Source organism: Erythrobacter sp., from assembly GCF_024305245.1.
Taxonomy (GTDB): domain Bacteria; phylum Pseudomonadota; class Alphaproteobacteria; order Sphingomonadales; family Sphingomonadaceae; genus Erythrobacter.
This window is the reverse complement of sequence record NZ_JAMWYX010000001.1, coordinates 204,698-227,141: the sequence shown is the minus strand read 5'-3', so window position 1 is coordinate 227,141 and position 22,444 is coordinate 204,698. Positions and strand designations below refer to the sequence as shown.

The 22,444-nt window shown below is 65.8% G+C and carries 22 protein-coding genes; 8 read left to right on the top strand and 14 right to left on the bottom strand.

What is annotated here, in order from left to right; genetic code table 11:
• Positions 1–23: 23 nt before the first annotated feature.
• Positions 24–704: an ABC transporter ATP-binding protein gene (locus tag Q0L48_RS01175; protein WP_296716299.1), complete on the bottom strand. Its 681-nt coding sequence runs from the start codon at positions 702–704 to the stop codon at positions 24–26.
• Positions 697–1,950, bottom strand: a complete 1,254-nt coding sequence (locus Q0L48_RS01170; protein WP_296716297.1) for a lipoprotein-releasing ABC transporter permease subunit — start codon at positions 1,948–1,950, stop codon at positions 697–699. Before Q0L48_RS01170 ends, Q0L48_RS01175 begins: the two co-directional genes overlap by 8 nt.
• Positions 1,951–2,304: 354 nt before the next feature.
• Here Q0L48_RS01170 and purF point away from each other — a divergent pair, with 354 nt between their 5' ends.
• The 3 genes from purF to Q0L48_RS01155 all read left to right on the top strand — a co-directional run bounded on the left by purF (position 2,305) and on the right by Q0L48_RS01155 (position 4,970).
• A complete protein-coding gene (purF, locus tag Q0L48_RS01165) occupies positions 2,305–3,771 on the top strand; it encodes an amidophosphoribosyltransferase (RefSeq protein ID WP_296716295.1) in 1,467 nt (488 codons plus the stop codon).
• A 4-nt stretch (positions 3,772–3,775) separates the two neighbouring features.
• Positions 3,776–4,492, top strand: a complete 717-nt coding sequence (locus Q0L48_RS01160) for an SDR family NAD(P)-dependent oxidoreductase (RefSeq protein ID WP_296716294.1) — start codon at positions 3,776–3,778, stop codon at positions 4,490–4,492.
• A 133-nt stretch (positions 4,493–4,625) separates the two neighbouring features.
• Positions 4,626–4,970, top strand: coding sequence for a PilZ domain-containing protein (locus Q0L48_RS01155; RefSeq protein ID WP_296716291.1), 345 nt, complete (start codon positions 4,626–4,628; stop codon positions 4,968–4,970).
• 19 nt (positions 4,971–4,989) lie between these two features.
• On the opposite strand, the gene Q0L48_RS01150 is transcribed toward Q0L48_RS01155, so the two are convergent.
• The 3 genes from Q0L48_RS01150 to Q0L48_RS01140 all read right to left on the bottom strand — a co-directional run bounded on the left by Q0L48_RS01150 (position 4,990) and on the right by Q0L48_RS01140 (position 8,794).
• Complete coding sequence (locus Q0L48_RS01150) at positions 4,990–6,207, bottom strand: serine hydrolase (protein ID WP_296716289.1); 1,218 nt, start codon at positions 6,205–6,207, stop codon at positions 4,990–4,992.
• An 80-nt stretch (positions 6,208–6,287) separates the two neighbouring features.
• Complete coding sequence (locus tag Q0L48_RS01145) at positions 6,288–7,679, bottom strand: deoxyribodipyrimidine photo-lyase (RefSeq protein ID WP_296716287.1); 1,392 nt, start codon at positions 7,677–7,679, stop codon at positions 6,288–6,290.
• A 119-nt stretch (positions 7,680–7,798) separates the two neighbouring features.
• Positions 7,799–8,794, bottom strand: a complete 996-nt coding sequence (locus tag Q0L48_RS01140) for a metal-dependent hydrolase (protein ID WP_296716286.1) — start codon at positions 8,792–8,794, stop codon at positions 7,799–7,801.
• A 110-nt stretch (positions 8,795–8,904) separates the two neighbouring features.
• Here Q0L48_RS01140 and Q0L48_RS01135 point away from each other — a divergent pair, with 110 nt between their 5' ends.
• Both Q0L48_RS01135 and Q0L48_RS01130 read left to right on the top strand, forming a co-directional pair.
• Complete coding sequence (locus tag Q0L48_RS01135; RefSeq protein ID WP_296716285.1) at positions 8,905–9,852, top strand: alpha/beta hydrolase; 948 nt, start codon at positions 8,905–8,907, stop codon at positions 9,850–9,852.
• Positions 9,849–10,328, top strand: coding sequence for an RNA pyrophosphohydrolase (locus Q0L48_RS01130; protein WP_296716282.1), 480 nt, complete (start codon positions 9,849–9,851; stop codon positions 10,326–10,328). Before Q0L48_RS01135 ends, Q0L48_RS01130 begins: the two co-directional genes overlap by 4 nt.
• 6 nt (positions 10,329–10,334) lie before the next feature.
• Here Q0L48_RS01130 and Q0L48_RS01125 read toward each other — a convergent pair whose 3' ends face one another.
• From Q0L48_RS01125 to Q0L48_RS01100, 6 genes are all read right to left on the bottom strand, one after another.
• A complete protein-coding gene (locus Q0L48_RS01125) occupies positions 10,335–10,835 on the bottom strand; it encodes a tetratricopeptide repeat protein (RefSeq protein ID WP_296716281.1) in 501 nt (166 codons plus the stop codon).
• A 62-nt stretch (positions 10,836–10,897) separates the two neighbouring features.
• Positions 10,898–12,076, bottom strand: coding sequence for an RsmB/NOP family class I SAM-dependent RNA methyltransferase (locus tag Q0L48_RS01120; RefSeq protein WP_296716279.1), 1,179 nt, complete (start codon positions 12,074–12,076; stop codon positions 10,898–10,900).
• A complete protein-coding gene (locus Q0L48_RS01115) occupies positions 12,073–12,330 on the bottom strand; it encodes a hypothetical protein (protein WP_296716277.1) in 258 nt (85 codons plus the stop codon). Before Q0L48_RS01115 ends, Q0L48_RS01120 begins: the two co-directional genes overlap by 4 nt.
• Before the next feature lie 9 nt (positions 12,331–12,339).
• Positions 12,340–13,794 (bottom strand): IMP dehydrogenase, encoded by a 1,455-nt coding sequence (gene guaB / locus Q0L48_RS01110; protein WP_296716275.1) that lies wholly within the window; start codon positions 13,792–13,794, stop codon positions 12,340–12,342.
• Between the two features lie 87 nt (positions 13,795–13,881).
• Positions 13,882–15,399, bottom strand: coding sequence for a M28 family peptidase (locus Q0L48_RS01105; protein ID WP_296716272.1), 1,518 nt, complete (start codon positions 15,397–15,399; stop codon positions 13,882–13,884).
• Complete coding sequence (locus tag Q0L48_RS01100) at positions 15,396–16,163, bottom strand: 3-hydroxybutyrate dehydrogenase (RefSeq protein WP_296716270.1); 768 nt, start codon at positions 16,161–16,163, stop codon at positions 15,396–15,398. Before Q0L48_RS01100 ends, Q0L48_RS01105 begins: the two co-directional genes overlap by 4 nt.
• Positions 16,164–16,259: 96 nt before the next feature.
• On the opposite strand from Q0L48_RS01100, the gene Q0L48_RS01095 reads away from it, so the two are divergent.
• Complete coding sequence (locus tag Q0L48_RS01095; protein WP_296716268.1) at positions 16,260–17,126, top strand: neutral zinc metallopeptidase; 867 nt, start codon at positions 16,260–16,262, stop codon at positions 17,124–17,126.
• Positions 17,110–17,625, top strand: a complete 516-nt coding sequence (locus Q0L48_RS01090; protein ID WP_296716266.1) for a hypothetical protein — start codon at positions 17,110–17,112, stop codon at positions 17,623–17,625. The genes Q0L48_RS01095 and Q0L48_RS01090 overlap by 17 nt, the downstream gene beginning before the upstream one ends.
• Positions 17,626–17,632: 7 nt before the next feature.
• Here the strand turns inward: Q0L48_RS01090 and Q0L48_RS01085 are convergent, their stop codons facing one another.
• Together Q0L48_RS01085 and Q0L48_RS01080 are read right to left on the bottom strand one after the other, a co-directional pair.
• Positions 17,633–19,303 (bottom strand): M56 family metallopeptidase, encoded by a 1,671-nt coding sequence (locus tag Q0L48_RS01085; RefSeq protein WP_296716264.1) that lies wholly within the window; start codon positions 19,301–19,303, stop codon positions 17,633–17,635.
• A complete protein-coding gene (locus tag Q0L48_RS01080; protein WP_296716261.1) occupies positions 19,300–19,689 on the bottom strand; it encodes a BlaI/MecI/CopY family transcriptional regulator in 390 nt (129 codons plus the stop codon). The genes Q0L48_RS01085 and Q0L48_RS01080 overlap by 4 nt, the downstream gene beginning before the upstream one ends.
• Before the next feature lie 122 nt (positions 19,690–19,811).
• Between Q0L48_RS01080 and Q0L48_RS01075 the strand changes: the two genes are divergently transcribed.
• Complete coding sequence (locus Q0L48_RS01075; protein WP_296716260.1) at positions 19,812–21,425, top strand: esterase-like activity of phytase family protein; 1,614 nt, start codon at positions 19,812–19,814, stop codon at positions 21,423–21,425.
• Here the strand turns inward: Q0L48_RS01075 and Q0L48_RS01070 are convergent.
• Complete coding sequence (locus tag Q0L48_RS01070) at positions 21,379–22,425, bottom strand: C13 family peptidase (protein WP_296716257.1); 1,047 nt, start codon at positions 22,423–22,425, stop codon at positions 21,379–21,381. The genes Q0L48_RS01075 and Q0L48_RS01070 overlap by 47 nt on opposite strands.
• Positions 22,426–22,444: the final 19 nt, after the last annotated feature.

Genomic DNA, 22,444 nt, shown 5'->3' with positions numbered 1-22,444 from the left:
GGATGCGCGCGCAAAAGCCCAACCTAGATCAGTACGCCTTCCTTCAAGCGGACGACACGATCCATGCGCGCGGCGAGGCGTTCGTTATGGGTGGCGACCAACGCGGCGCTGCCCTCTCCCCGCACGAGGCTGAGAAATTCCGCCAGCACGTTGTCGGCGGTCACCTCGTCGAGATTGCCGGTCGGCTCGTCCGCCAGCACCAGCGTAGGCCGGTTGGCGAGCGCGCGGGCGACTGCGACGCGTTGTTGCTCCCCGCCCGAAAGCTGGCTGGGGCGATGCGTCAGGCGCTGCCCGAGGCCGAGGCTGGTGAGCAGGCTGTCCGCCCGCGCCTCGCACTCGGCACGGGGAACGCCGCGGATCATCTGCGGCATTACCACGTTCTCTCGCGCGTCGAAATCGGGCAGCAGGTGGTGGAACTGGTAGACGAAGCCCAGATGCTCGCGCCGCAGCCGTGTGCGCTGATCGCTGGCAAGGTCTTCGGCCCTCTCGCCCGCGACGCTGATCGATCCTTCGAACCCGCCTTCGAGCAGGCCCACCGCTTGCAACATGGTCGATTTGCCCGAACCCGACGGGCCGAGCAGCGCCACGATCTCACCCGGCATGATGTCGAGATCGACCCCGCGCAGCACGTCGATCCGCTGCCCGCCCTGTTCGAACGAACGCTTCAGCCCCTTGAGCGAGACGATGGGAGCACCACTATTCATAACGCAGCACCTGCACCGGATCCGTATTGGCAGCCTTGAGCGCCGGATAGAGCGTGGCGAGGAAGCTCATCGTCAGCGCCAGCGCCACGATCCCGGCAATCTCCCACGGATCGGTGCGCGATGGCAGCGTGCTGAGGAACCGCACTTCGGGATCCCAGATTTCCTGCCCGGTGGTAAAGGCAATGAAGTCGACAATCGGTTCGCGGAAGAACAGCACGATTGAGCCGAGCGCCAGCCCCGCCATGGTGCCGATCGCCCCGACAGTGGTGCCGGTGGTCACGAAAATCTTGAGCAAGGATCGCCGCGTTGCACCCATCGTGCGCATGATAGCGATGTCGCGGGTCTTGGCGCGCACTAGCATCACAAGGCTCGACAGGATATTGAAAGCGGCCACCAGCACCATGAAACTCAAGGCAAAGAACATCGCCACGCGTTCCACCTGCAAGGCTTCGAACAGCGCGGAGTTGATCGTTTTCCAGTCGGCGATCACCGCCTGCCCTGCCAATTGCTGCTTCACCGGCTCGAGAATCTCGCCCACCTGATCGGGATCGTCCACGGTGACTTCGATCATGCCGATAGAATCGCCCATCAGCAGCAAGGTCTGCGCGTCCGCGATGGGCAGGACGACGAATTTCTCGTCGTAGTCGTAAATGCCGACCTCGAAGATCGCGCCGACCTCATAACCCACCTGACGGATCGAGGTGCCGAACGGCGTGCTGCGCCCCTGCGGATTGATGATGGTGATGGTATCACCCACCCTTGCGCCGATATTCTGCGCCAGCCGGGTGCCGATTGCGACCCGGCCCGCGCCGCCCACCGCCGAAGGTTCATACAGGCTGCGCATGTCGCCCAGCACCACCTTGTCGCCGAGGTCGGCGATGTCCTCGTCGGTCTGTCCGCGCACGAACACCGCCTCGACCCGCCCGCCGAAGCTGGTGAGCAGCGGCTGTTCGATCAGCGGCGATGCATCGGTAACGCCTGGCGTTGCCCTGACCTTTTCGAGCACGCTTTCCCAGTCGTCGATCCGCCCGCCATAGGCCTGCACGATGGCATGGCCGTTCAGCCCCACGATCTTGTCGAGCAGTTCGGCGCGGAAGCCGTTCATCACGCTCATCACGATCATCAACATCGCGACCGAGAGCATCACCACGCCGACCGATATCCCGGCGACAAGCGCGATGAACGCCTCGCCCTTGCCCGGCCAGAGGTAACGCTTGGCGATCATCCATTCGAAGGGGGAAAGCATGAGAGGGTCAGTGCCGCCTGTAAGGTGAACGCTGCCTGTAGTGCGCGCGCGCAAAGGCCGCAATCCCGTGAGTCCTTGTTGTCCTACCGCTTCGCTGCTTGAGGACGGGCTTGTCGTCCTACCGCTCCGCTGCTTGAGGACGGGCTTGTCGTCCTACCGCTTCGCTGCTTGAGGACGTGGTCACCGGACGCGATGGGCTGCCTGCCCCGCCGGTTGTCACACACAGGTCAGCAAAAAGCCGGGCACGCGCGGCCCGCTTTCCCTTGTAATTGATCCGTCACATCGCCATTGGAGCGGTGCGCCCCGGAAGCAATGCTGCGGACAGGTCTGGTGATGCCGATGACACCCTCAAATATGACACACCCCTTCCTTGATGCGGATGGCGACAAGCTGCGCGAGGAATGCGGGATTTTCGGCGCGATCAACGCCGCCGATGCTGCCGCAGCGACCGCGCTGGGCCTGCATGCGCTCCAGCATCGCGGGCAGGAAGCGGCCGGCATCGTCAGCTATGACGGGCAGGAATTCTTCGTCCGCCGCGGGCTTGGCCATGTGGCGGAGAATTTCTCCTCCTCCGATGCCATCGCCGAACTGCCCGGCCATATGGCGGCGGGCCATGTGCGCTATTCCACCACCGGCGGCGCAGGCCTGCGGAATGTCCAGCCGCTCTATGCCGATCTCGCCAGCGGCGGCTTTGCGGTGGCGCATAACGGCAATATTTCCAACGCCGGCACCCTGCGCAAGGATCTGGTCAACAAAGGCTCGATCTTCCAGTCGACGTCGGACACCGAGGTGATCATCCACCTCGTCGCGACCAGCCGCTATCCCACCATCGCCGATCGCCTGGTCGACGCGCTGCGTCTGGTCGAGGGGGCCTATGCGCTGATCGTGATGACGCCTGCAGGCATGATCGCCTGCCGCGACCCGCTCGGCATTCGTCCGCTGGTGATGGGCCGGATGGGGGATGCGATCCTGTTCGCGTCGGAAACGGTTGCCTTCGATGTGGTGGGCGCCGAATTCATCCGCGAAGTCGAGCCGGGCGAATTGGTGATGGTCGATTTTGCCGGAGAAATCCGCTCGGTCCGTCCGTTCGGTAGCCCGGCCCCGCGGCCCTGCATTTTCGAACACGTCTATTTCAGCCGCCCCGACAGCGTGTTTGCCGGACGCAGCGTTTATGAAGCGCGCAAGGCCATCGGCGCGCAATTGGCGCTCGAATCGCCGTGCGAGGCCGATCTGGTCGTGCCGGTGCCCGACAGCGGCGTGCCCGCTGCCATCGGTTTCGCGCAAGCCTCCGGCGTGCCGTTCGAACTCGGGATCATCCGCTCGCACTATGTCGGGCGCACATTTATCGCCCCGTCAGACGGCGCGCGCCATTCGGGCGTGAAGCGGAAACACAACGCCAACCGCGCGCTCGTCGCTGGCAAGCGGATCGTGCTGATCGACGATTCGATCGTGCGCGGGACGACCTCCATGAAAATCGTCGAGATGATGCGCGAAGCGGGCGCTGCCGAAGTGCATTTCCGCGTGGCCAGTCCGCCGACCGCGCATAGCTGTTTTTACGGGGTCGATACCCCCGAACGTTCCAAGCTGCTGGCCGCGCGCATGGAAATCGAGCCGATGCGCGAATTCATCAAGGCCGACAGCCTCGCCTTCATCTCGATCGACGGGCTTTACCGCGCGGTCGGGCGCGAGAAGCGCGACAACGCGCGTCCGCAATTCTGCGATGCCTGCTTCACCGGTGAATACCCCACATCGCTGACCGATCTCGCGCTGGCCGAGCAGAAGACCGCCGAACTCCCATTCGCTGACCCGAAGGCCGCATAATTCCATGACCGAAAATGCAAAACCGCTTTCGGGGCGCACCGCGCTCGTCACTGGCGCGAGCCGCGGGATTGGCGCTGCCACCGCCAAGGCGCTGGCCGCAGCCGGGGCGCACGTCATCCTTGTCGCGCGCAAGGTGAAAGCGCTGGAAGCGGTCGAAGACGCGATCCACGATCTGGGCGGCACGTCCACCATCGCACCGCTCGACCTGACCGAACCGGATGCGGTCACCCGCCTCGCAACCGCGATCGGGAGCCGCTGGAACAGCCTCGATATCCTCGTGATTGCAGCGGCCTATCTGCCGGAGTTGACACCGATTGCGCAGGCCGAACCGAAGCAGTTCAATCAGGCGCTGTTGACCAATGTGGTCGCAACCCAGGCGCTGCTTGCCGGGTTCGATCCGATGCTGCGCAATGCCAAGGGCGCACGGGTTGTCGGCCTCACCAGCAGTGTGGGCGCTACGCCGCGGGCCTATTGGGGTGCCTATGGCGCGACCAAGGCGGCGTTCGACAACATCCTCGAAACCTATGCCGCCGAGCGCGAACGCGCCGGCGAAGTACGGGTGGCGATCATCGATCCCGGCGCGACCCGCACCGAAATGCGCGCCCGCGCCTTTCCGGGCGAAGATCCCAAGACGATCAAATCGCCCGAGGTGGTGGCCGACCGCCTCGTCGCACTGCTGACCGACGGCTTCGACAGTCTGCACCGCGAGCGGATCGAATGATCTCCTGCAAGCTGCCGGTTTGCCTAACCGGACGTTAACCGCACCTCGATACGTGTCCTTAGGGATTTTACGGGCACATTTCGGTGAGTTGTGCTGCGCGCAGCAGCAATCGACTGAAAAGAGGTTCAACGCGATGCCACCGGAAAATTCCTATCGCCTTGCCGCGCAGGAGGATCGCTGCTCGCCCCGCACCCGGCTGACAATTCCGGCGACCTTGCGGGCATCGGGCGGACGCGCGTTCCAAAGCGTGGTCCATGACCTGTCGATCTCGGGTTTCTCCGCCGCTTCGATCAACCGGATGCATGATGGCCAGGTGTGCTGGCTGACCCTGCCCGGCCTCGAATCGCTGCAGGCCGAGGTGGTGTGGTGGGACAACTGCATCGTCGGCTGCGCCTTCAACGAGCTGCTCAGCCCGATCGTCCACGACAATATCCTGCAGCGGTACAGCAATATCGGCGTCTATCGGCAGGTGATCTGATCGCGGCGGAGTCCGGGAACTAGTCCAGACTGGCCGCGATCTTCATCACCACCGCGCTGGTCTTGCCGCGCAGCTCGCCCGAAGTTGCCCTCGGCCAATTGCTGACCACCGCGACGACCAGCTGCTTTTCCGGCACCAGCGTAATCGCCTGCCCGAAGATGCCCTGCGCGCCATAAGCGCCGGCGGGATAGGTCCACCACTGATAGCCATAGCCCGCACCCAAATTGCCGAAATCGACCACGCTGTCGGTCGCTTCGGCAAACCAGCCTGCGGGCACCGCGCCCTTGCCACCTTCAAGCGCGAGCTGGCCCATGCGGGCATAATCCGACAGCCGCAGCGACAGGCAGCACCCGGCGATATTGCCGCCGCGCGGATCGACCATCCAGAACATGCCGCCTTCGAAGCCCGCCGGATCGACGATCTTTGCCTTGGCATATTCGGCCAGCGGCAGGCCCACCGCGTTTTCGACCACCACACCGATCAGATTGGTTTCGCCGGTCTTGTAGACCCACTTCGTACCCGGTTCAGCCTCGCGCGGAAGTGCCTTCATCTGCGCGACGATGGCGTCGGGGCCATATTCGACCACGAAGCGGTTCATCTGCGCGACGTCGCTGGCGGGATCGGTATAATCCTCGTTCCATGCCACCCCGCTGGTCATCGTGGCGAGCTGGCGCACCGTCACCCCGTCATAGGCCGAACCGGCCAGCGCGGGGATGTAATCGGTGACGGGATCGGACAGGCTTTTGATGAAGCCGTCCTTCACCGCTGCGCCGAGCAAGGTCGAAGTAAAGCTTTTGGCGACCGAGAAGCTGGTCCAGCGATCAGTCTCGCCCAGGCCGAGGCCATAGGCTTCGTAGCGAACCTTGCCGTCTTCCAGCACCATGATCCCGGCGGCGTTGGTTTGCGTCATCAGTGCCTTCAGATCAGCCTGCAGTTCGGCACTGAGCGGCGCGCCTTCGGGCAGAGCGCGCGGGGTTTTGGCGGCGGGGACTTCGTGGCCTGCGAACCACTGCTCCATCGCGCGGAACCGCTGCGAACGCTGCTCATCGTTCCAGAACAGGACCTGCAATTCGGACTGGTCACGGGCCGGAGGCTGGACGATTGCTACCTTGGCGGGCGGCGGCGGAGGCGCGGCGGCGACGCCCTGCGCCGGGGCATAAGAACCCGCGCATCCCGCCAGCAGGGCTGCAAGTGCTGCGCCCGATACCAATCCTGCAATCCGCTGTGCCGCGCCCATGTCACTCGCCCTCTCGATTATGTTGCAAGCGATGCATAGGCTGGAGCGCGGCGGACGGGCAAGCCCCCCGGTGCAGAAGGTCAGCCCCCCTTCATCGCCTTCAGGGCCGCCAGCGCCCGCTCTCGCGCGGCCTTGTGGGGGACGATCTTGCGCGGATAGCCGCTGGGCCGCCGCCCGAATTCCTCGGGATCGTGGATATAGGGCGCTTCCAGCTTGGCGAGTTCGGGGACGTATTCGCGGATGTAGCGCGCCGCGTCGAACTTCTCCGACTGAGTCAGCGGGGCCATGATCCGGCTGAACATGTTGGAATCCACCCCCGTCCCCGCCGTCCACTGCCAGTTGGTGGCGTTGGAGGCATAATCGGCATCCACCAGCGTATCCCAGAACCACTGCTCGCCTGCGCGCCAGTCGATCAGCAGGTGTTTGATGAGGAAACTGGCGGTGATCATCCGCACGCGGTTGTGCATCCACCCGGTCTGGTAAAGCTGCCGCATCCCGGCATCGACGATCGGGTAGCCGGTGCGGCCCTGCTGCCAGGCTTTCAGATCGCGCGCAGCGGCTTCGTCGGTCGCCGGATCGCGCCAGGGGAAGCGGTCGAAATCCTCGCGGTAGTTTTTGCTCGCATAGGCGGGGAATTGCAGGATCGCGTTCTGCGCATAGTCGCGCCAGATCAGCTCGCCCTCGAAGGTGCGCCAGCCATCGGAACGCTTGTGCTTGAAGGCGTGCCATATCTGGATGGGCGAGATCTCGCCCCAGTGCAGGTGCGGTGACATGCGCGAGACCTTGTCGACGCTGGGGTGATTGCGCTTGTCGTCGTAATCGTCGACGTGATCGAGCCACCATTCGAGGCGCTCGTGCGCGGCATCCTCGCCCACCTGCCAGAAATCCCGCAGGCCCCCTGACCAGTCGGGTTTGGTGGGAAGCAGGTTCCAACCGCTGAGGTCGTCGCTGGCGGGCCAGCTATCGGGCGGCGAAAGTGTTTCGGGCGCGGGGAGTTCATCGCGCGGCGGGAATTCGGCGCGCACGGCGCGGCTGAACGGGGTGTAGATCTTGTACTGGCCGCCGGTGCCGGTTGTGATGCTGCCCGGCACCATCAGGTAGTTGCCGTGGTAGAGTTGCAGGTCGAGCGACTTGGCCAGCTTGCGTTCGCAATTCAGCCACCACGGTTCGTAGTGGTGGTTGGCGTGGATGGCGGCTGCGCCTGTTTCCTCGGCCAGTTTAGCGAGTTCCTCCACCGCATCGCCGCGCCGCAGGATCAGCTTGCTGCCACGCGCTTCGAGGCTCTGTGCAAGGCTGCTGAGCGAATGATGCAGCCACCAGCGTGAGGCGCCGCCATAGGCGTGGTGCTTGGGCGCGTCATCGTCGAGCACATAGACTGCCACCACCGGCCCGGCTTGGGCGGCGTGGTAGAGCGCTGGATTATCAGCTAGCCGCAGATCGCGCCGCAGCCATACGAGTTGTGTGTTGGACAAAACAAACTCCGTTCGCCCTGAGCTTGTCGAAGGGCTGCATTTCTCTTTTTCCGTTGGTCCCGAGGAAAGGACAGGGCTTAGACAAGCTCAGCCCGAACGGGTGTGGGGACGTAATGCGCCTAGCCCGCAGGTAGTTCCTCACACGCCACATCCGGCAGCGCGACCGAGAACCGCCCCCGCGCGCGCGGATCGTAGAAGCGGGCGTCGTAGAGGATCACCGAGCCATCCGCCGCACGGGTCGCAAAGGGCGCGCGTGACCAGAACAGGAAGGCGTCGAGTTGAGGGTTGGTGCGGCAGGCCTCGGCGAGATCAGGCAACTTGCAGGCATCATCGGATATGGGTTTCAGCGATGGCCGAAGGGTGATCGGCTCGGCCGGACGACCACCCGCTGTTCCAAGAAGAACCGTCGGCTCGTCTTTCTCGACAAACCACTCACCCTCACCGCCCACAAGCACTTCTCTCCGCCAGAACGCCAAGGGAACCGGGCTAGAGATTTGTTCGTGAGTGTCACTCATGTCCGTCTCATATATATTATGAGCCGCGGTCAACGAGATAAAGCCATTCACCCCGATATACGCCAACGCCGCAGCAATCCCCACCCGCGCAGGCCGCATCCACTCCCCGCCCGCCGTCTCCCGCCGCCGCGACCACCACACGCTGCCGATCAGCAGCGCCCACAGCCACACATCGATAATGAACAGCGTGTCGCCGTAGAACCACTGCGAGGAAAACGGCTCCAGCAGGCGGATGCCGTAGACGTTGAGCCAGTCGAAGAACGGGTGGCTGAGGCAGCCGATAAACGCCATCGCATAGAGCCACCCAAACCGCACCGGCAGCCGTCCCTCGGGCCGTGTCCCTCGCTTTGTCTGCCAGCGATCAAACGCCCACAGTAGCCCAGCCAGCACCAGCGGCAGCAGCACCAGCGCGGGCGGGCCGTGGGTAATGCCTCTGCGGAAGGCGAGGTGCTCGGTGCCCTCCAGCCAGAAGAAGCACGCCGCGTCCACGTCCGGCAGGTTCGCGCCGATGATCAGCGCCGGCATGGCAAGGCCAGTGGTGCGCTTCAAGCCCGCCTGCCCCAGCACCGCGCCGACAAGGCTATGTGTCAGATTATCCATCGCTTCGCTGCCTAGCGCGCCCGCGTCGCTGCGGCGAGTGCAAATGCGCTTGGAAAAGTTCCGCTCCCTCGCCTATCGCACGGCCAAAGAATTTGCGGGAGATAACCACAGTGACCGATGCCCCCTATATCCGCCCCGACATGAAGGCCTTCATCGATGCGCTCGCCGCGATGGGTGGGCCGACGATGGCGGAAATGACGCTGGAGGAAGCGCGGGCGTCCTATATCGCGCTGCACGGAATGGCGGACCGGCCCGCCCGCGACCTAGCCGTGATCCGCGACCTTTCCTGCCCCGGCCCTGCTGGCGACATTCCGCTGCGGCTCTACGACGCGCGCGAGATGCGTCAGCCCGGCCCGGTGGTGATGTTCTTCCACGGCGGCGGGTTCGTGATCGGCGATCTCAACACGCACCATGCGCTGTGCACCGAACTGGCGGCCTTGCTCGATCTGCCGGTGGTCGCCGTCCACTACGCCCGCGCGCCCGAAGCGCCCTTCCCCGCCGCGATCCTCGATTGCGAGGCGGGGGCGCGCTGGGTGGCAGGTAGCCCCGAGGCGCTGGGCCGCGCGGCGACCGGCATCGTCACCATCGGCGACAGCGCCGGAGGCAATGCCGCCGTGGTCGTCAGCCAATTGCTCGGTGCCGATCCCGCCGCCGTGCCGGTGGTGCTACAAGTGCCGATCTTCCCGCTGGTCGCCGATGCGGAAGGGTCAGGCAGCATGGCGGCGTTCAGCGAAGGATTTCTGCTCACCGCCGACACAATGGGCTTCTTCGATGCAGCCTACGGTGCGGACCGCTCAGACCCGCGCGGCTTCCCGATCCTTGCCGATCACAGCACCGCGCCGCCGACCATCGTAGTCACCGCCAGCTTGGATCCGATCCGCGATTCGGGCCGCGCCTACGCCAAGGCGCTGGTGGATGCCGGGCGCGATTGCCTGTTCCTCGAAATGCGCGGGGTGACGCACTCCTTCACCAATCTGCGGGCCGCCGTGCCCAGCACTCAGGCCGACGTTGAGCGGATTGTCGCGGCGATGACATTCATGCTCGGAAACCCGGCATGAACCGCGAAAACCTGCCCTATCGCCCCTGCGCGGGCTTCATGCTGCTGAATGCCGAGGGACTCGTGTTCGTCGGCCAACGGATCAACACCAAGGCGCACGGTTTCTGGCAGATGCCGCAGGGCGGGATCGATCCGGGCGAGGACACGCGCACCGCCGCCTTGCGCGAGCTGGAGGAGGAAACCGGCATCGGCGCGCATCTGGTCGAAGTGGTCGCGCCCGCCTCGCGCCCGCTGCTCTATGACATACCGGACGACTTGCTGGGCAGGGTGTGGAAAGGCAAATATCGCGGGCAGGAACAGCACTGGTTCCTCGGCCGGTTCCTCGGCACCGATGCCGATATCGACCTCGAAGCGCATGATCCGCCCGAGTTCAACGAATGGCGCTGGATCGCGCCGGGGCTGCTTCCCGACGTAATCGTCGACTTCAAACGTGATGTCTACACTGCGGTGCTGGCGGAATTCCGCGAGTTTATCTGATCCGCGTCAGTTGCTGACAGCGGCGCCTTCGGCTGCGGTATCCGCAGCGAGCCGTGCCGGAACACCGCGCGCGATGCTGCTCTGCAGCGCGACCGTTTCGGGGCAGGCATCGCCGCACAGGCTTTGCAGACGGGCCAGATTGCGCTTGGCCTTTTCCAGCGCGCCCTTTTCCACCAGCGCCGCGCCTTCGCCCGAAATCGCGGCGAAGTTGCCCGGATCACGCTCCAGCGCCTCGCGGTAGTAACGGATTGCCTTGCCCTGCAGCCCTTGCTGCCGCGCGGCTTCGGCAAGGTCGATGAAGATCGGGGTGTAGCCGGGGTCCACCGCCAGCGCGGCTTCGAAGGCGTCCACTGCCGCCTGCGTCTCGCCCGCAGCCAGTGCCGCCTGCCCCTGCGCCACCAGCGCAGTCGCGCGCGCATCGGGGTTGTCGCCTGCACCTGCATTGATCACGCTCGCCGAAATGGCCAGACATAGCGAGAGAGCGGCGGCAGCAGGCGCGAAACGCATCAGAAGCTCCTTCAGGGCTTGAGACCGGGAACCGGATTGCATGGGTCTATCATGCGAAGCTATCACGGTGAACGCAAGCAGGCGATGAAAAATCCGTCCGTCCCGTCATGGTGCGGATCGAGCCTGTGGCCCAGCCCGCGCGCGCGGCCCAGCGGCAGCGCCAGCGGCTCCGCCTGCCAGCCGGGATGGCGGGTGAGGAAGGCGGTGATCCGGTCCGGCCCCTCGGCATCGAGCACCGAGCAGGTGACGAACACCAGCGAGCCGCCGCTGCGCACCAGATAGCTGCCCACATCGAGCACGTGATCCTGCAGCGCGTTCAACCGCTTCAGTTCCGCCGGGTCGAGCCGCCAGCGCCCTTCCGGACTGCGCCGCCAGGTGCCGCTGCCCGAACAGGGCGCATCGACCAGCACGTGATCGGCCTTGCCCGCCCAGTTGCCCAGCGCCCGCATCTCGCGGGAGGGATCGAGCAGCACGATATTATCGATTGCCGCCCCGGCCCGCTCGGCCCGCGGAGCCAGATTGCCCAGCCTCCGCTTGTCGGTATCGGCGGCGACAATGCTCGCCGTGTTGTTCAGCCGTGCGGCCAGCGCCAGCGTCTTGCCGCCCGCGCCTGCACACAGGTCGATGATCGTGTCACCCTGTGCCACCGGCAGCGCATCGATGATCAATTGGCTGCCGTGATCCTGCACTTCGATCAGGCCGTCGGTATAGGCATCCCACTGTTCGACCTGCGTGCCCGAGGCAAAGCGCAGGCCCTGCGGCGCGGCGAGCGGCTCGCCCGCTTCGGGCAGGTCGATGGCGGCGCGATCGGCCTTCAGCGTGTTGACCCGGATATCGAGCGGCGCGCGGTCCAGCAGCGCGGCGATTTCCGGCCCGCCCAGCCCCGATGCCCGCAAGGCGGCGGCCAGCCATTTGGGTGCAAGGCCGGTCTTCGCCACCGGCTCGCCTTCGGTCAGCGGCGCAGGGCCATGCGGCGATCCGTCGAACAGGGCGGCAATGGCCTCGTCCTGCCCTGCTACCGCCAGCATCGCGGCGCGGCCGGTTTGCGGCACCGGCCCGCACAGGCGGATCGCCTGATACACCAGATCGCGCACCGCGCGGCGATCCTTGGATCCGGCATAGCGGCGGGCACGGAAATATTCGGCGATGATCCGGTCGGCAGGCGCGCCTTTGCCGCGTGCCGCAGGGATAATGGTGTCGAGCAACTCGATCGCGGCCTGAACCCGCGCTGCGGGGATCATTGCCCTTGCTTTTCGAGTTGCGCCCAGGCCGCATCGAATTCGGATGCCGCGGGCGTGGCCATGCAGCGATGCATGTAAACCGCGCCGCTTTTGTCCTGCGCGGCCTGCGACATGCGCGCGGACATTGTTGCTCCGGCCTGTTCGCATTCTGCCATGGTGGCGAACAGGATCTGCGGCCGTTGCAGGTCGATTTCTCCGATCCGGTCGGGATGCCAGCCGAGAATGAACAGCATGATGGGCACGAATTCGATCACTTTCGCCTCCTAGCGCGTGGGGTAATTCGGTGCCTCGCGGGTGATGGCGACATCATGCACATGGCTTTCGGACAGGCCTGCATTGGTAATCCGCACGAACTTCGCACGCGCCTGCAGATCGGCAATCGTGGCAGAGCCGGTATAGCCCATCGCCGCCTTGATCCCGCCGACCAACTGGTGAACGACATTGGCCGCCGCGCCTTTGAACGGCACCTGGCCCTCGATCCCTTCGGGCACCAGCTTCATCGCGCTGACGTCCTGCTGGAAATAGCGATCGGCACTGCCGCGTGCCATTGCGCCGACGCTGCCCATGCCGCGATACGCCTTGTAGCTGCGGCCCTGATACAGGAACACTTCGCCCGGGCTTTCGGCGGTGCCGGCCAGCATCGAACCGATCATCACGCTGGAAGCGCCCGCCGCCAATGCCTTGGCCGCATCGCCGCTGGTGCGCAGACCGCCATCCGCGATCACCGGCACGCCCGACTTGGCGGCTTCGGCGGCGCTTTCCATGATTGCGGTCAGCTGCGGCACACCCACGCCCGCGACAACGCGGGTGGTGCAGATCGATCCCGGCCCGATCCCGACCTTGATCGCATCGGCCCCGGCATCGACCAGCGCGCGGGTCGCCTCGGCGGTGGCGACATTGCCCGCGATCACCTGCACCGAATTGGAGAGTTTCTTCACCCGCTCGACCGCGCGGGCGACTTCGACATTATGGCCGTGGGCCGTGTCGATCACGATCACGTCGACCTCGGCATCGACCAGCGCTTCGGTGCGGGCGAACCCGGCTTCACCCACGGTGGTCGCCGCCGCGACGCGCAGCCGGCCTGTGCCGTCCTTGGTAGCGTGCGGGTAATTCACCGCTTTCTCGATGTCTTTGACCGTGATCAGGCCGATGCAGTGATAGGCATCATCGACCACCAGCAGCTTTTCGATCCGGCGGGCATGGAGCAGACGGCGCGCATCTTCCTGCCCGGTGCCCAATGGCACGGTGGCGAGATTTTCAGTCGTCATCAGCTCGCGCACCGGCTGCTTCGGGTTTTCGGCGAAGCGCACATCGCGGTTTGTCAGGATGCCGACCAGCTTGCCGCTACGATCGGTCACCGGAATGCCGCTGATCCGGTGCAGTTGCATCAGCGCCTGTGCATCGCCCAGCGTCGCATCGGGATCAATGGTGATCGGGTTGACCACCATTCCGCTTTCGTACCGCTTGACCGCGCGCACCGCGGCGCATTGCTCGGCCACTTCGAGATTGCGGTGCAGCACGCCGATGCCGCCCAATTGCGCCATTGCGATGGCCATGTCGGCCTCGGTCACGGTGTCCATCGCCGATGACAGCACCGGGATATTCATCGCGATGTCGCGGGTCAGGCGGGTGCTGGTATCGGCCATGCTCGGCAGCACGCTGCTTTCCGCCGGGCGGAGCAGCACGTCGTCAAAGGTCAGGCCGAGCGGGATATCCATGGGTGCCACTTTCGTAGGTTCGCGTGCGAGCGGGGGAATCGGGGGGAGATTCGTGGCGGCCCATGTAACCGCGGATTCGCGTTTGCGCTAGGGTGCGACCGTTCCGGGTGCCGGATAGCGCGCCGGATCGGCGAGGATGCGCACCAGAACCTCGTGCAGCAGCAGATCGTCGATCGCTCCGCCCAAGGCTATTCCCTCGGCCTGATCGGACGGATCATGGTAGCCATCTTGGAGAAACGGGTTCAGCACCGCACGGCTGCCGAAGGCGCTCGACAGCAGCACCGCAGGCACGCCCTTATCCAGTAGCACCCAGCCATCCTGCCGGGGCACGAAGCTTTCCGCCAGCGCCTTGTCGCCAGTGCTACGCCCGCTGCGCGCGATCTCGGCCAGGATAAGCGGGTCGAGCGCGGTGCGCCCTTCGCCGACAAACCCCACCGGCGCGCCGGCAGGAGCCAGCGCCAGCATATCGAGGTTGAAGGCGGCCACAATATCGTCGAGCGGGACCGGCGGATTGCGGGCAAAAGCGCGCGTGCCGAGCAATCCGGCCTCCTCTGCGGTGGTGGCGAGGAAATAGACGTCGCGCTCCATCGGCGGGCCGTCCTTCAGCCGCCGCGCCAGTTCCAGCATCACGGCAAGCCCGCTGGCATTGTCGACCGCGCCGTTGCAAATCCGGTCGGCTGCTTCGGGCGGGCCGCATTCGCCCAGATGATCCCAATGCGCCAGCACCAGCAGCGCGCCCGAACCCGGCACCGTGCCGGGTATCGCGCCCACAAGGTTGTTGCTGGTGAACTCGCGCCGGTCGGCAGCGGCATCGATACTGATCGCAAGCTGGATCTCTATCGGGGTAAAGTCCGCTTCCCTGCTGCGCGCCTTCAACCGCTTCCAGTTGGCCTCGCCCAGCACCTTGGCGAGCGCGGCGTCGGTTACATAGGCGCCCAGCGTATCGACTTCCTCGACCGCAAGCTCGATCCGTTCCACCTCGTTCGCCCTGCGCAGGCGGGCGATTGCGGCAGTATCGGGCAGCACAGTCAGCACTGCGGTCGCGCGGTCGCGGAACGGTTCCGCCATCCGCGCCAGGTCCGGCCCGTCAGCGCCCAGCAGCACCACCACCGCACCGGCGACATTATCGGGCGAAACCGGGCCTTCGCCGGTACCGACGAACACCACCGGCACACCTGTCGCCGGGCCGCCCGCTGCCAGCGCGCGGCGGCGGCGGGTGAAGGCCACGCCGTCCTCCTCCGGCACCGTCAGCGCATTGCGTCCGCGCGCCAGTTGCAGCTTGCTTGTCAGCGGACGGGCGGACACCAGATCGACCGGCGCGCGCCAATAGCTGCCCGGATCGCCAGTGCCGGACAGCAGCCCGATTTCCGCAAAGCGTTGTTCAAGAAAAGTGAGCGTGCGCTCCTCACCCGCAGTCCCGGGCTTGCGCCCGCCGAACTCATCGCTTGCCAGCGTGGCGATATCGGCACGCAGGCGCTCCTCGATCAGGACGCGCTCGGAAACCGGAACGCTGGCGACCGGCGCGCGCGCGCAGGCGGCAAGCAGCAGGCTTGCCAGCAGGGCGATGAGCAGCCGGGCAGGCGCCCGGTTCGCAAGCTCGCTCATTCGGCCGTCCAGCCCCCGTCGATGGCGTAGTTGGCGCCGGTGATGTTGCGCGCCGCATCGCCGCACAGGAACAGCGCCAGCGCGGCGACATCCTCTGGCAGCACAAAGCTTTTGGTCGGCTGTTTCGCAAGCAGTACGTCGTTCATCACCTGCTCGCGCGTCATCCCGCGCGCGGCCATGGTGTCGGGGATCTGGTTTTCGACCAGCGGTGTCCAGACATAGCCGGGGCTGATGCAATTCGCGGTGATCCCGTGGGTGGCCAATTCCAGCGCAATGGTTTTGGTAAAGCCCGCCATCGCATGCTTGGCCGCGACATAGGCGCTTTTGAACGGCGAGGAGGAAAGCGAATGCGCGCTGGCGGTGGCGATGATCCGCCCCCAACCCTTCGCCTTCATTCCCGGCACAGCCAAACGCGTGGTGTGAAACGCCGCCGACAGGTTGAGCGCCAGAATCGCATCCCACTTCTCCGGCGGAAAATCCTCGACCGGGGCAACGTGCTGCATTCCGGCATTGTTGACGAGAATGTCGATGTCACCGACCACCGCCATCATCTGCGCGATCTCGTCGGGTTTCATCAGGTCGGCACCGACATAGCTCGCGCCCAGTTCGCCGCACAGCGCCTCGATCGTGGCGGCATCGCCAAACCCGTTGAGAATCACCTCGGCCCCCTCGGCCGCGAATGCGCGTGCGACAGCCAGCCCGATTCCCGAGGTCGATCCGGTGACGAGAGCGCGCCGTCCGGAAAGAATCTGGCCCTTGAGCATTGGCGACGACTCCTGCACTTGTGGTCTGATGACAATCCAGCTTTTGACGGGTGCAAAGCGACTGTCCAGCGATTTGAACATGCAGGAGAATGACAGTTGCGATTAGGCCCCTTCAACACAGCGGATATCGAGGTTCGCTCCAGCGGCGGCGGTGGCCGCGGTGCGCGCCGCGCGGGCGGGATCGGCTGCGGCACGCTGGTGATTGCGCTCATAGGTGCGCTGGTGTTCGGAATCGACCCGATGCAGACCATCGGCCTGGTCGAAGGCGTGCAGCAGCAAACCGCTCCGGCAGCCGCCCCCGCCAGCGACATGAGCGAGGCGGAAGTCTGCGCCACCAGCGCCTATGCGAACGAAGCCTGCGCCGCGCTCGCCAGCCTCAATACGACGTGGGAGGGGACTTTCGAACGCAACGGTATCGCGTTTTCGCGCCCGGTGCTCGATCTCTATCGTAACGGGCGAGTCGATACCGGAGGCTGCGGCAGCGCTTCGTCTGCGGTGGGGCCATTCTACTGCCCGGCAGATCAGGGTATCTATATCGACACAAGCTTCTATGACCAGTTGGAGCAGATGGCGGGCACCGGCGGCGATTTCGCGCGGCTTTACGTGATCGCGCATGAATATGGCCACCACATCCAGAACATTACCGGTCTGGCGGTGCAGGTGCGGCGCGAACAGCAGCGCAATCCGTCGCAGTCCAACCGGCTGCAGGTGGCGATGGAACTTCAAGCAGATTGCTATGCCGGGATGTGGGCGGGCAAGAACCGTTCGGCGATAGAACCCGGCGATCTGGAAGAAGGCCTTGCCGCCGCCAGCGCGATTGGTGACGATACTTTGCAGCGCGGCGCGGGGCAGCGCATAAACCCCGAAAATTTCACCCATGGCACCAGCCGCCAGCGGATGTCCGCACTCAGGCTGGGACTGGAGAGCAATGATGATACCGCCTGCAATGTCTTTTTCGAATAGGTTCGTGGCCGTGTTGGGTGTGGGCGGACTGGCCTTGCTTGCAGCCGCTCCGCTAAGCGCGCAGGTGATGCCCGATCCCGATGCCACCGAAGTCGCCAAGACCCCGTTGCGCGACCTCAATCTCGACGGACGCGACATCCCCGAGCCGCTCCAGATCGCCGCACTCGATCCCTATGCAATGGCCGGGATGGAGACATGCAACGCGCTTGTAGCGGATATCGCCGAGCTCGACCGTGTGCTCGGCGCGGATTATGATATTGCCGATGAGGACGGGAACGACCGGCTGAGCGAAGGGCGTATCGCGCAAGGCGTGATCGGATCGTTCCTGCCGTTCCGCGGGATCGTGCGCGAGGTGACGGGTGCGGCCAGCAACGACCGGCTGCTGCGCGCCGCCTACACGGCGGGAATGGTGCGGCGGGCGTTCCTGAAAGGTGTGGGCATGGGCCGCGGGTGCAAATACCCCGCGCGGCCCAAGCCGGTGGTCGAAGCGGGCAACTAGCCCCGCCTCAGCCTTCCTTTTCCTTCCAGCGCGCGATCTGGCTGTCGAGCGTCCGGAGCAATTGCTTGCGGGTGTCGGTGGGGATGTCCCTGTCGGACATAATCTCGGTGCGGGCTTCCTCCAGCCCCTGACGCGCCAGAGCGAACATGCGCGACTGGCAGATCATGATCGTCTTGCGGCCATCCTTGCCGGTGAAGGTCTGGCTCGGCTGGTCAAAACTCGCATCGCAATTGTTCAGCATCATGACCTTGGGCGCAGCGGCGCGCGCCACCTCGGCCTCGGCCAGTGCCTTGCTGACGATTGCGGGGATGTCCGCCATCGCCCGGTCAGCCTCGTCGAGAGCGCGGGTGAGTTCCGCGTGGAGCTCCTCGCGCTGCTCGGCATTCAGGCGGGCGCTTGCACGCATTTCCTCGGTCAGCCTGGCCTGATCGGGCGCGTTGCGGCTGACGACGCGGGTGCGGTGCACCTTACCGTCCTTGTCGTGCGTCACCGTCTCGGTGACATAGGTCGAGCTTTCGACCCGCGTCGCATGGCCCTCGCCATCCGGATCGATCGCGATGATCGCCTCGCCCGGCTGCGGCGGCGCAGGGGGCTGAGGCGCTTCGGGAGCCTCGGGCGGCTGGGGCGCGCCGGGCACCTGCGGCACTGCTGGCGGCGCGGGCGGCTGCGGCGGCGATTCGGGCGCAGCTTGCTCCGCCTCGGATGCGGCATAGCTGATGGTCGCGGTCAGCGGCAGGGCGAGCACGCTGGCAGCCAGCAAGGCGCGTCCGGCAATCCGGCGGCGGGGGGACAAGTTGGACATCGACAGGCTCCTCAGACGGTGGATAATGGATTTCTCGCCCAGCACCGGACACGCCATCGGCGCGGCAATTGCGGCATTGGGGGCAAGGTTGGGGACAGCGGCGAAACCGGCAATCAGGCGGGCATAGGCGGCGCGTTCATCGGCATCGGCGCGGCCGATCACGCGGGCATCGCAGGCTGCTTCCTGATCGCGCCGCAGCGCCAGCCAGCCATAATGGCCGAGCGGGTTCCACCAGTGCAGCGCGAACAGCGGCTGGACCAGCACATTGACCACCAGATCGAGCCCGCGATGATGCGCCAGTTCATGCGCCAGCGCGAGATCGCGCGCGCGCCGATCGTGCAGCGCCATGAAGCCCGGCGGCATGGCAATCACCGGATCGGCCACCCCGAAGGCGAGCGGGGCCAGCGTGCCGGGGGTTTCGACCAGCCGGATCGCGCCGAACCGCACAGGCACACGGCCGACCTCGCGCCCCTCTGCCAGCAGTTCGTCACGCAAGGCGAAATAGGCGGCGAAGCGGCGCCACACGAACACCCCCGCCCCGCCCAGCCACACCAGCAGCAGCGCCTCTGCCAGTGGCAGAGTGCCGATGACAGAGAGGATATCGAAGCCGGTGTCCACAGGGGCAGCCGGTGCGGACATGGCTTCGGCCTGCCACACCAACGGTTCGCTTGCTGCAATCGGCGCGGCGGCAGGCTGCGCAGGCGCCATCCATGCCGGCAAAGTCAGCGGCGGCAGCAGCAACCGCAGCAGCGGCAACGCCCACAGCGCATAGGCATATTGCGGCCCGCACAGCTGCGCCACGGGACGGCGCAGCACCAGCACGGCGGCGATCAGCACGCCGGTCCACGCCAGCGTTTCCACCATCACCGCGCTCATGGCCGAAGCTCCTTCAACAGGGCCTCGATCTCGGCGAGATCATCCTCGCTCAACGCCTCGCTTTCGGCCAAGTGCGCCACCAGCGAGGCCGCGCGCCCGCCGAACAGCCGATCAACCAGACGGCGTGATTCCCCGCCAACGTAAGCCGCGCGGGCGATCAGGGGGGTGTAGAGAAAACGCCGACCATCGGGCGCAGCGGAGATCGCGCCCTTCTGGACCAGCCGGGCAAGCAGGGTCTTGACCGTCGCAAGGCTCCAGCCCCGGCGCGTGCAGACCGCTTCGCACACTTCGGCGGCGGTCTGACGCGGGCGTTCCCACAACACGTCCATCACCGCCAGTTCGGCTTCGGTAATGCGTTCGCCAATCGGTTCTTCAGGGGTGTTCATGGGGCCTCCCTCAAGGTTGATTACACCTGTAGTCACTACGACTACGGTTGTAAACATTGCTGCCCGATGAATGGCGCGCTTCCCCGCTTGCGCCTCGATAAAGCGCCGATATGTTCGGACGGATGACAATCCGTACCCTTCTTTCCGCCCTCGTCCTGCTGCTCGCTGCGCCGGTGCTGGCCCAGACCGATGAATTCCTGCCGCTCACCACCCCGGTCGATCTGGCGACCGGCGAACCTGACCGCGAAGTCGGAGAACTGGTCTTTCGCGGCGGCGTGGAAATCGCGCCCGACAAGGCCGGGATCGGGGGAATTTCCGGGCTCGAATGGCATGACGGGCGGCTCTACGCGGTGGCCGACGACGGGCGCTGGCTGATGCTGACGCCCGGCGATGTGCAGGGCCGCCTGGTCGATGTTGCGCTGGTGACGCTGGGCCCGTTGCTCGACGAACGCGGGCGCAAGCTTGGCGACAAGGATCGCAGCGATGCCGAGGCGATCACCCGGCTACCCACGGGCGAATGGCTGATCGCGTTCGAGCGCGAGCACCGCATCTGGCGCTACCCCTCCCCCGATGCCGCCGCCAGCGGAAGCGAGGATGGCGCAGCGGCGCTGATCGTCGGGGCGGCGGACAATGGCGGGGTCGAAACGCTCGCGGCCTATGATGATGGATTGCTGGTATGCGGCGAATGGGTCGATCCGGCGCGGCCGAATTGTCTGCGGATCACGCCTGCTGGTGCACAAGCCTTCCACCTCGCCGCGCCCGAAGGCGTTGCCGAAGCAGGCGGCGTGCCGACCGACGCGGCGTGCAAGGCGGATGGCACCTGCTACGTCCTGTTTCGCAGCTACAACGCGAACGAGGGCAATCGCGCCGCGATTGTCGAACTTGGCGCGGATAATGGTCCGAAGACCCTCGCCGTGCTGGCCCCGCCGCTCACCCTCGACAATTTCGAAGGGCTGGCGGTGCGCGAGGAAGCCGGGCGCACCTTCCTCTACCTCGTCTCGGACGACAATTTCCGCAATTGCGATGGCGGCGAGCGCGCCGGATGCCAGCGCACGCTGCTGATGAAGTTCGAAATCAAGGGGACAGCGCCCGCCCCCGGCGCTCCGCCAGTGATCGCCGCCGCACCCGCTACCAAGGCGACTGCCCGCCCGGGCACCCGCCCGTTTCCTGAGGCAAGCCACGTCGATGTCGTGCTGACCACCGACATTAGCGACATCACCATCGCGCTCGAAACCGAACGCGCGCCTGTCACGGCGAGCAACTTCCTGCGCTATGTCGATGAAAAGCGGTTCGACGGCACGGTGTTCTACCGCGCGATGCGGCTTGACCGGGAGCCGAAGCCCAACGGGCTGCTGCAAGGCGGCACCCAGTTCGATCCCAAGCGTATTCTGCCCGGCATCGCGCATGAACCGACCAGCCAGACCGGCCTCACCCACACCCACGGCGCGCTGTCGATGGCGATGGGCGAACCGGGCAGCGCCAATGGCGATTTCTCGATCATGATCGAGGATCAGACCGGATTGGACGCCGATCCCGCCGCCAGCGATCCGGTGTGGCGCAATGGCTATGCGGTGTTCGGTTACGTGATCGACGGGATGGACGTGGTCGCCGCCATCCATGCCAGCCCGATCGACCCTGCCAAGGGCGAAGGCTGGATGAAGGGCGAGATACTGGCTGATCCGGTGACTATCATTTCTGCCCGGCGCGCACCGGTCCAGCGCGCACCGGAACCGTAAACTGCGCCGGGTCGAACGCCGGCTTGCCCACCGGCGCGCTGGCGATGCGCGGCATCTGCGCCTCGATCTGGGGCAACCACGCTTTGGCCCCCGCACCGATGCTGACCTGCGGCAATGAGGCGAGGACGCGCGCCTTCGTCTCCCATTCCGCGACCGAACGTCCCGCTGCCCGCGCGGCATCCTCAAGCCCGACCGGCTGGCGCAGCGCGCGGTTGATCAGCGCGTCGCCGTAAAACGTCCAGTCATTCTCCGCCGCACAGCCGAACGAGGTGCGCGTGCTGGCGGCGGCAGTGAGAATTGCGGTATCCGGGCTGGCGAGCAGCGGCACGAACACGCCGGAATAGCAAGCGGACAGGATCAGCACCCGCCGCCGGATGCCCGCCTCCTCCAGCGCCGCCTTGAGCCCGCCGGGCGACAGAATGCCATAGCCGCTATCGCCGAAATGGTAGGCCAGCCCCAGATCGAGCCCGTGGCTGGTGGTGTAGAGCACCAGCACATCCTCGGCCCCGTCCATGATGCTGCCGACATGGCTCAGCGCCAGCACCAACGCGGTGATCGAGCCATGCGGCGCATCGTCGCGCACGCCGTCCGGTCCGGCGAGCACCAGCGTGCGGGCCTGCGCCCCATAGCGCGCCGACAGCACCCGCGCCGCCTCCCGCGCCTCGCGCGCGAACACGGGATCGCTGTCGAGCGCGACGGTGACGACGTAGGCTTCCGGCGTGCCCGCCTGCTGCGGGCTGAGCGCAGCGAGCGCGGCATCGAGCCTGCGCTGCTGTTCGCGGATCTCCGCAGCGGACACCCCGCGCTGCAATTGCGGGCTGAGTTCGTAGGACTTGCGCCGCTCCGTTCGGCTGTCACCGCTGCCGAGGTCGGGGAACGGCGCTGTGTGCGGCGGCGGCTGGGCGCGATCGGGGGTGGCGGATTGGGCCGAGGATTGAGACAGCGCGGGCGCAGCGAGCAATGCCGCCAACAGACCCATGATGATCCTGCCCCTGTTCATCGGGGAGCAAGCTGCCCTC